Source organism: Dehalococcoidia bacterium, assembly GCA_030648205.1.
Taxonomy (GTDB): Bacteria; Chloroflexota; Dehalococcoidia; order JAUSIH01; family JAUSIH01; genus JAUSIH01.
The window spans coordinates 1-8,625 of record JAUSIH010000080.1; the positions used below are offsets into that span (position 1 = coordinate 1).

10 protein-coding genes are annotated in these 8,625 nt (G+C 67.6%); all 10 read right to left on the bottom strand.

The window, feature by feature from the left end:
* On the bottom strand, positions 1-417 hold a 417-nt coding region (locus tag Q7T26_09510; GenBank protein ID MDO8532375.1), incomplete at its 3' end, for a hypothetical protein.
* A 466-nt stretch (positions 418-883) separates the two neighbouring features.
* Positions 884-1,549, bottom strand: a complete 666-nt coding sequence (gene mobB, locus Q7T26_09515; protein MDO8532376.1) for a molybdopterin-guanine dinucleotide biosynthesis protein B — start codon at positions 1,547-1,549, stop codon at positions 884-886.
* A gap of 2 nt (positions 1,550-1,551) precedes the next feature.
* The gene (locus tag Q7T26_09520; GenBank protein ID MDO8532377.1) at positions 1,552-2,166 is read right to left on the bottom strand and encodes a molybdenum cofactor guanylyltransferase; all 615 of its coding nucleotides are present in this window, start codon (positions 2,164-2,166) and stop codon (positions 1,552-1,554) included.
* Between the two features lie 111 nt (positions 2,167-2,277).
* Entirely contained in the window at positions 2,278-2,976 is a 699-nt protein-coding gene (locus Q7T26_09525) for an alpha/beta hydrolase (protein MDO8532378.1), read from the bottom strand.
* Positions 2,977-2,987: 11 nt separating this feature from the next.
* Positions 2,988-4,094 carry a molybdenum ABC transporter ATP-binding protein gene (gene modC, locus Q7T26_09530; protein MDO8532379.1) on the bottom strand — a complete coding sequence of 369 codons (1,107 nt, stop codon included), beginning with the start codon at positions 4,092-4,094 and terminating at the stop codon, positions 2,988-2,990.
* 4 nt (positions 4,095-4,098) lie between these two features.
* Positions 4,099-4,770, bottom strand: a complete 672-nt coding sequence (gene modB, locus Q7T26_09535) for a molybdate ABC transporter permease subunit (protein ID MDO8532380.1) — start codon at positions 4,768-4,770, stop codon at positions 4,099-4,101.
* A gap of 15 nt (positions 4,771-4,785) precedes the next feature.
* Positions 4,786-5,568, bottom strand: a complete 783-nt coding sequence (gene modA / locus Q7T26_09540; GenBank protein ID MDO8532381.1) for a molybdate ABC transporter substrate-binding protein — start codon at positions 5,566-5,568, stop codon at positions 4,786-4,788.
* A gap of 96 nt (positions 5,569-5,664) precedes the next feature.
* Positions 5,665-7,278 (bottom strand): long-chain-fatty-acid--CoA ligase, encoded by a 1,614-nt coding sequence (locus Q7T26_09545; protein ID MDO8532382.1) that lies wholly within the window; start codon positions 7,276-7,278, stop codon positions 5,665-5,667.
* Positions 7,279-7,324: 46 nt separating this feature from the next.
* The gene (locus Q7T26_09550; GenBank protein MDO8532383.1) at positions 7,325-8,065 is read right to left on the bottom strand and encodes an enoyl-CoA hydratase/isomerase family protein; all 741 of its coding nucleotides are present in this window, start codon (positions 8,063-8,065) and stop codon (positions 7,325-7,327) included.
* A 225-nt stretch (positions 8,066-8,290) separates the two neighbouring features.
* Positions 8,291-8,625 (bottom strand): enoyl-CoA hydratase-related protein (locus Q7T26_09555; GenBank protein ID MDO8532384.1); only part of this gene is annotated, 335 nt, incomplete at its 5' end.

An 8,625-nucleotide genomic window follows, 5' to 3' on the forward strand; every position in this document is an offset into this window, starting at 1 on the left:
AACGACGACCATCCGGCTCCAGAACAGGAACTCGATGGAGTTGTGGTTGTACCTATAGAAGAACTGGAAGGCGAAGTCCCACTGGCGCGCGTTCCCCCAACTCGGGTCGTCCAGAGGCACATTGATGGGGAAGAACAGGAGAGGCACGGCGAGAATGTCCTTGAAAAGCGGCGGATGCGGATATTCCAGGCGGAAGTCGCCCAGCGTCAGATGCGTGTACCCGCTTGAGACGTGGGGAGGCTCGTCGAAGGTGGCGGAGAGGGCGCGGGCCGTCAGCGCGCCGCGCACGACGAACGATAGCAGGAGCAGGGCGACGAGGAGGGCCTCCCCGTAGCGCCGGACGCCGGAACGCTGCGCCGTGGTCGGGAGGGCGGCGTCCTGCGCGCCGGATATGGCCGCGTGCGGTGAAGGCTCCATAGGCTGTCTCTGCGCACTCCTGCTCAGCGGACGAGGCTGGGACGCTTCATTATACGCGAGGACAGAGCGTCACACGGCCTTGCACAAGAAGGCCGCCGGGGAAGCCGCTGTCACCCCTCGTCCTTCGGCGGAAGGACTCGGAATGACATTAGTCCACATGTTACCCTTTCACCGAAGGACGAATGGTCTTCATTAGTTCATGTCCACAGCGTGGATTCATGCGCGGGCCCGGCCTCACCCCGGAACGCGCCAAGTGTGGGCTTGCCGCGTACATTGCACCGATGGTACTCTTAGCCCCGCGGACCGTACGGAGGCGACAATGGCCCCGACCACGGAGGCGTTCAGGAAGGCGATGGGCCGCAAGCTCACCATGAGCGGCGCCGAAGGACTCACCATGCGCAGAGAGTGAGTCCCGCTCATCCTGAGCCTGTCGAAGGATGAGGCGACAAACTTGTGAAATGAGTTCCTATTGACCCTTGCGGCGGACGGTGACCGTCGCCAGCGTCACCTTCTCCACTCCCCTCAGCGCCGAGAGCATCCCCCATACGCCTCGCGCTATCACCGACTGCGCGAACGGGTTCAGGGACACCGCCTCGCCGTTCATGGTCAGCGCGATGTCCACACCATCACCCTTTTGCGCCTCCCGTGCGCGCTCCACCAGGAGCGCCTCCAGTCCCGCAATGTCCTCCAGAGAGAACAAGGGACATGCGACGACGGGAGAGCCGTCCGAGACCACGGCGAGCCGTTCCTCCGGCGCCGTGATGAGGTCCGGCCCCAGGGACTGACGGTGCACCTCCACTTTCAGAAACCCTTTGGTCTCCTTGTAGCCCTCGGCGAGCACCAGGTCGTGCTCCACCGCCAGCGCGGCGGCCAGAGTCGCAAGGGGGGTGTCCGCCGTCGCGCCCCTGATCGTCACGAGTTCCTTCGGCGAGCTGAGGACCATCGTCCGCGCTCCCGCCCGCCGGAGCCTGTAGCTGTCCTTTCCCGCCTGATCGAACTCAAAGTCGCCATGAATATGGTGCTTGATGGCCGCGACGCTCAGGCCGCGGCCCGTCAGACGCGGGATCAGACGTTCCAAAAGCGTCGTCTTCCCCGAGTTCGACTTGCCCACAATGCAGAATACAGCCCCCATAGCTACCTCCTGTCGCGTTCTTCAGCGGCGAGGGCGAGGGCCTGCCGCAAAACATCCGGAGTATTGACGTTCAAAAACGATCTCCGCCACGCGGGAATGCGCCGCATGTCCCCGCCCCGCACCCAGAGGACGCGCAGCCGGGCCAACAGGTCATCCAGCCTCCGCAACCCTTCCGCCAGCGTCCTCTTCCCGGCCTCAGCGCCGGCGGAGGCCCTGTAAACGGCGTGCAGCGACTGACGGCGCCCGTCCACCAGAGGCACCGCGGCGTCGGCGTCGCCAATCCGTCCCGCCAGGAAGGCCAGCACGTCCGGCGACACGAACGGCGCGTCGCAGGAGACCACGGCGACGAGCGGGTGGCGGGCCTGCTTCAGCCCGGAGACGAGTCCCGCCAGAGGCCCCGCGTCCGGTATGACATCAGCCAGAACGCGCACGGTCGCCGGCAGAGGAATGGGAGATTTCCCGTCCTGAGTCACCACCATGACGTCGTCGCTCAGGGAGTGCAACCTGCGGACGACACGCGCCAGGAGAGGCTCGTCCCCAAACAGCATGGTCGCCTTGGGGACGCCCATGCGGCGGCCTCGTCCTCCCGCAAGGATGACAAGGCTCAGCCCATCCATGCGGGCATCAGGAGGCGGCCTTTGCAAAACCCTCACCCTCTGAACTCCCTCGGATGACGTTTGAAAAGAGCTCGGCCAACCTTCACAAGATCACCAGGGTGACAGACACGCCTACCGCAGCGCGCCCAGGAACCGCCCAATGGCCTGGTTCACCGCGTCCGGCTGCTCCAGCATCACCTGGTGCGTGCCGCCCGGGAACACCTCCAGCGTGGCGGAGGGAAGCTTCTCCGCCAGGAAGCGCCCGTACTTGACCGGCGTCATCACGTCCTCGTCGCCCTGGCATATGAGCGCGCGCGCCCGCACCTGGCCTATCCGCTCCAAGATATCGAACCGGTCACAGCAGACCAAATCGCCGTGCATGACTGCGGGGCCTATCTCGTCCGTCTTCTGGAGCAGCATCCCGCGGACGTCCGGCGCCACCTTCGCATAGTTGGCGGCGCGCGCCTGGAGCCAGCGCTGGCGGGCGGCTTTGTCGGTCGCCGCCGCCTGGCACTCCGCCAGAACGTCGGGATGCACCCGCAGGCGCGCCCCCGTCCCGACCAGGACCAGGCCCCTGACCTCGTCCGGGTACTTCATCGCATACGTGAGGACGACAGCCCCGCCCAGAGAGTGTCCGCCCAGCACGACGTCGCGGTAGCCCCTGCCCCCGATGTAGCCGCGCAGCCACTCAGCGTACAGCTCCACGCTGGCGCACGGCGCGCCGTGCGGATGGCCCGGCAGGTCCACCGCGACCGCGTCCGGGAAGTGGCGCGTCTGGTAGTGGTAGCTCAGGCTTGAGCCTCCCGAGCCGTGGACAAGGACGAGCTTCATGCGACGCCTCCTTATTCCAGCACCATGATGGAGGACGACTTGATAATCAGGAACACGTCCTGGCCTTCCCGCAGGCCCAGGCCGGCGAGGGCGTCCCGCGTGATCTCCGCCGTCAGCGGCACGCCCACGTCCGCGCCGTGCGCGCGCGCTGCGGCGTACACGAGCACGCGATTGCCCACCGGATGCACCCCTGCAATCCGCGCCGGGAGCACGTTGCGCGCGCTGATGCGCCCCGGCCGCTCCGGCGCGATGATGATATCCCCTGCTCGGATGGATACGGTGATAGTCCGGCCTGGCGCCGCGTCCATCGCGGACACCCACAGGTCCGCCCCGTCCACCGTCAGGCGCGTCATATCGCTCTCGCGGCGGTGCTCCGCCACCACCGCGTCCACCAGGTTCTCCAGCGCGCCCACGTCTTCCGCCGACACCGCGCCGGGCGTCACCAGCACGCGGCGGGGCTTGTCGAAGGCCTGCTGCGCGCCGTGGGCCAGCGCCAGCACCTTGTCGCCCAGCGCCAGCGCCTCCGAGATGGAGTGCGAGACGTACACCATGGGAATCGCAAGCTCCCGATGGACGCGCCTGAGATAGCGCAGAATGCGGCCCCGAAGGGCCGCGTGCAAAGATGCCAGCGGCTCGTCCAGCAGCAGCATCTCCGGCGACGTGGCCAGAGCGCGCGCCAGCGCCACGCGCTGACGTTCGCCGCCCGAAAGGGTCGCGGGCCGCCGCTCCAGCAGACTGTCAAGCTCCAAAAGCTCCACCAGGCGCCGCGGGTTGATGCGCCTTCGCTCCAGAGGCGTGAGCCGGTAGCCGTACAGGACGTTATCCCAGACCGTCAGGTGCGGGAACAGCAGGCCGTCCTGGAAAACGTAGCCGACGCCGCGCCTCTCCGGCGGCAGGTTGACCCCGGCGGACGATGAGAACAGGACGCGCCCTTTCAGCCGTATCTCGCCCTCGTCAGGCGACATCAAGCCCGCGATGGAGTCCAGGATGGTGGTCTTGCCGCTGCCTGACGGGCCGAACAGGACCGTGATGCCCGACGGAAGGTGGACGTCCACGCTGAGGCGGAAGGCGCCCCACGTCTTGCGCACCCGCAGGTCGAGGAACGGCGTGTCGAGCATGCGCTTACAGGGCAGCGCGCCGCGCCAGGCGCTGGTGGACAGTCAAAGAGACCAGCGCCAGCACGAGAGACACGGCGACAAGCCGCAGGGCCGCGGCGTCGTCGCCCGTCTCCAGGCGGCTGAAGATGGCGGTCGGCAGCGTCTGCGTCCGGCCGGGGATGTTGCCCGCCACGACAATCGTCGCGCCGAACTCGCCGAGCGCGCGGGCGAACCCCAGCAGCGCGCCGCCCAGGATGCCGCGGTACGACAGGGGCACCGTCACCGTAAAGAACGTCCGCCACGGCCCCGACCCCAGGCTCCGCGCGGCGCCCTCCAGGCGAGTGTCCACGTTCGCCATCGCCACCTCGATGGCCCGCGCGATGAGCGGCAGCGACACCAGTCCCACCGCCAGCGCGGCCGCGACCCACGTGAACACCAGGTCAATGCCCAGCACGCCGTACAGGACGCCGCCGACAGGCCCGTGGCGGCCCAGGAGGAGCAGCAGCGCATAGCCCGTCACCACCGGCGGCAGCACCAGCGGGAACGACACGAGCGTGTCCAGCACAGGCTTGCCGGGGATGGAGCTTTTGGCCAGCAGCCAGCCCGCCGCCAGGCCGACCGGCAGGGCGATTAGCGTGCCCGCGAGGGCCACCTGAAGGGAGAGCAGGACAATCTGAAACTCAGCGGATGACAGCATGCCGCCCTCGCGACGCTATTTCCGGGGCGCGGGCACGAAGCCGTATGCCTGAAAGACCTCCCGCGCGGACGGACCTTGCAGGAAGTCCAAGAAGGCGGCGGCGCTCGCGCTGTTGGGTGACGCCCTCACGACCACGGCGCTGTACACAATCAGAGGATGGCTATCGTCGGGGAACGCGGCGACGACCTGCACGCCACGGCCCGTCTGGACGTCGGTGCGGTACACCACCGCCGCGTCCGCGCTGCCCGACTCCACGTAGGCCAGGGTGGTGCGCACGTCGTGGCCCAGGATAAGGCGCGCCTGCACCGCGGGCCACAGGCCCAGAGAGACGAGCGCCTGTTTGGCGTAGAGGCCCGCCGGCGCAAGGTCGGGATCGGCTATCGCCAGCCGCACGTCGGGCTTCCTCAGGTCGTCCAGCGCGCGGACCGGGCCCGCTCCCCGTGGCGCGACCAGCACAAGATCGTTGGTCAGAAGCTCCCGCGAGGAGCCGGACACCGTCAGCCCCTTGCGCTCCATCTCCCGCACGGGCTGAACGCCCGCGGAGATGAACACGTCGGCGGAGGCCCCGCGCGCTATCTGCTGGGCCAGCGAATTGGACGGGCCGAAGTTGACGTCCGCGCGCACGCCGCGCTCCTTCTCGAACAGCTCCGCCTGCGCCTGCAGCACATCGGTGAGGCTGGCCGCGGCGAAGACCAGTATTCTCCCCCGCGGCGCGCTCCCGCAAGACGACAGCAGGACCAGCGCGACCGCAAGGGCGGCTACGTACCCCAGACGAAGGACAGGGTCAAAGGACATCATACGCCCGGCTCCGCCACGAGAGCGCCGCCGAGACATGAGCATGCGGTCACACGAACCGAGCGGAGAGGAGCCTCCCGCACAGCAAGAGGCGCCGGGCTACGCGGCCGACAGCCCAGCCCCGGCGTTCGCGGCGGCCTGCGCGGCCTGCACGTCCGCCTGGCCGAGCTTCTCCCGCAGGATGCGCTTCAGCACTTTGCCCATGGGGTTGCGCGGCAGCTCTTTGGCAAAGACCACCGACTCCGGCTTCTTGAAGCTGGACAGGCGCTGGCGGCAGAACTCTGTCAGCTCCTCCGGCGTGGCCTTCTGGGCGTTCTTCAGCACCACGATGGCCCGCACGCGTTCGCCCCACTCCACGTCCGGGATGCCGATGATGGCGGCGTCGTCCACGGCAGGGTGGGCCATGAGCGTCTGCTCCACCTCCTCCGGGCTGATCATCTCGCCGCCGCGCTTGATGATGTCCTTGGCGCGACCCGCCAGGAAGATGTAGCCGGCGTCGTCGCGGTAACCCAGGTCGCCGGTGTACAGCCAGCCGCCGCGGATGGTCTTCCGCGTGGCGTCCTCCTGCTTCCAATAGCCCTTCATGATGCGGTCGCCGCGCGCCACAATTTCCCCCACGACGCCTTCCGGCACGTCCCTGCCCATCTCGTCAACGATGCGCACCTCCACGTCCGATAGAGGCTTGCCGATGGAGCCGAGGCGCTTCAGGCGCTTATCCACCTCCGCGGGCGGCAGGCCCTTGGGGATCTTGTGGTCCTCCGGTCCGAGAGCGCAGATGGTGCCTGCAGACTCTGTCTGACCGAATGCGTTGATGAACTGCGTATCGGGCAGCGCGAAGATGGCCTTCTTGATGACCTCCAGCGGCATGGGCGCGGCGCCGTAGGTGATGACCTTGAGGCTGGACAGGTCGTACTTGCCGAAGTCCGGATTGTCCAGGAGCTGCTTGAGCATGGTGGGCACCATCATCGCCCGGTCCACCTTGTTCCGCTGGACCAGCTCCATCCACTCCTTCGGCTCGAACTGGCGCTGCACCACGAGGGTGCGCCCTCCATAGACAGAGGACATCATGGCCTGCACCCCTGCTATGTGGTACAGAGGCACCGTCAGGATGTTTTTCTCCACGGTGTCCGGGTCGGCGGGCGTCACGTTGTTCAGCACATAGCCGGAGAAGCTCTGGTGGGTGAAGGAGACCCCCTTCGGAGAGCCGGTGGTGCCCGCGGTGAACATCAGGATAGTGGTGTCATCATCAGCGGAGTCCGGCATGACCTCGTCGGCGGAGGCGGCGGACAGGAGCGCGTCATACTCCTCCATGCCCTCCGCCTTGCCCTCCAGACTGATGATGTGACGGACGGTCTTGAGATGCGGGCGCATGGAGTGCGCCGTGTCCCAGTAGCGCTTTCCGACAAGCAGCGCCCTGGCTTCGGCGTTGTTAATCATGTAGCTGAGCTCGTCCGCCCGTGCGCGGAAGTTCAGGGGGGACCAGACCGCGCCGAGCTTGGCGGCAGCGAAGTAGGTTTCAACGACTTCGTTGCAGTTCACCTGGAGGACGGCAAGTCGGTCCCCCTTGCCGACGCCCAGGCCCCGCAGGGCGTTCGCCAGGCGGTTCGTCCGGTCGTTGAGGTCGGCGAAGGTCAGGTGTCTGCTCTCGAAGACGACCGCCTCCTTGTCCGGGCAGATGGCGCTGGCGATGGTCAGGAACTCCGTGGTGAGCATGGTCTCGGTCTCCTTTTGCGCCGGAGGCTTATCCCCCGCATTATAATCAAAATTTGACGTTTTGCGAAATATCCCGCTTCAGGCGCCGCGCCGCCAGCCGGCGCTCCAGAGCCAGCGCATCCCGCAGCGGCATATCCGCTCCCCCGGCCAGCGCCTCCTTCGTGTAGCGTACGACGCCCCCCGGCAGCGCCGCGAGCCGCCGCGCGGCTGCCTCGGCCTCCGCGAACACCCGCGCCCGCGGGACGACGCGATGCACAAGCCCGATGCGCAGCGCCTGCTCCGCGTCTATCCGCTCGCACCGGAGCAGCATGTCCATCGCCACGCCGGGCCGAATAGCGCGCGGCAGCGTCTGCGTGCCGCCCGCCGCGGGAATCATGCCAAGCTGGACCTCCGGCAGGGCGAACACACAATCGTCCGCCGCTATACGCAGGTCGCACCACAGCGCCATCTCGATGCCGGAGCCGAGCACGAACCCGTGCAGCGCCGCGACGAACGGCTTGCGGATGTTCTTCCACAGCCCCCAGACGTCGCGCTCGAAGCGGACCTGGCGCGCGGAGACCTGCGACGGGTTGCTCCCGAACTCCGAGAGGTCCGCGCCGACGCAGAAGGCCCGCTCGCCCGCGCCGCGCAGGATAACGGCGCGCACGTCCGGGGCGTCGCGCACGGCGGAGAGCGCCGCCCACATGCCGTCCCGCATCGCCATGTTGTAGGCGTTCAGCGTGTCGGGACGGTTCAGCGTGATGGTGGCGACGCTGTCTTTTATGTCCAGTTGGATGACGTCAGACATTTCAATTCACTATGCCGCAAATACGCGGGGTATCTCATCCCCCTCGGTCCCCCTTCCCCTGCAGGGGAAGGGGGAAGACAAAGTGGGATTCTGGGAGGCGTCCTCCCAGACCCTCCGGCGGGCGATCCCGCGGTCCTGCACCGTCCCTCGCTGACCAGCGTCCTCCGCTGTCATTCCGAGCGCAAGCGAGGAATCTCCTCGGCGGAGTCAGGTAGCAAGCCAGACCTATCGTCCCTCGAACTTCGGCGACCGCTTCTCGAAGAAGGCGCGGATACCCTCCGCGCGGTCGCGGGTGGTCTGCAGCAGCGTGGACAGGTCGGCCTCCAGCCGCAGCCCCTGCTCCAGCGTCATGTCCTGCCCGTGCCGCACCGTCTCCTTCAGGTAGCGCGTCGCGAACGGCGCATACCCGGCGAGACGTTCGGCCACGGCGCGCGCCGCATCCGCAAGTCCCTTCGCCGGGACGACCTGCATCACCAGCCCGACGCGCAGCGCCTCCCGCGCGATGAGGGTCTGCCCTCCGAGAAGAAGCCCCTGCGCGGCGCTATGCCCCACAACCCGAG

Bases quoted from the DNA above. Each gene is read 5' to 3' on its own strand.
- mobB (MDO8532376.1), bottom strand. From the start codon at position 1,549: ATGGGGGCTGTATTCTGCATTGTGGGCAAGTCGAACTCGGGGAAGACG.
- Q7T26_09520 (MDO8532377.1), bottom strand. From the start codon at position 2,166: ATGGATGGGCTGAGCCTTGTCATCCTTGCGGGAGGACGAGGCCGCCGC.
- Q7T26_09525 (MDO8532378.1), bottom strand. From the start codon at position 2,976: ATGAAGCTCGTCCTTGTCCACGGCTCGGGAGGCTCAAGCCTGAGCTAC.
- modC (MDO8532379.1), bottom strand. From the start codon at position 4,094: ATGCTCGACACGCCGTTCCTCGACCTGCGGGTGCGCAAGACGTGGGGC.
- modB (MDO8532380.1), bottom strand. From the start codon at position 4,770: ATGCTGTCATCCGCTGAGTTTCAGATTGTCCTGCTCTCCCTTCAGGTG.
- modA (MDO8532381.1), bottom strand. From the start codon at position 5,568: ATGATGTCCTTTGACCCTGTCCTTCGTCTGGGGTACGTAGCCGCCCTT.
- Q7T26_09545 (MDO8532382.1), bottom strand. From the start codon at position 7,278: ATGCTCACCACGGAGTTCCTGACCATCGCCAGCGCCATCTGCCCGGAC.
- Q7T26_09550 (MDO8532383.1), bottom strand. From the start codon at position 8,065: ATGTCTGACGTCATCCAACTGGACATAAAAGACAGCGTCGCCACCATC.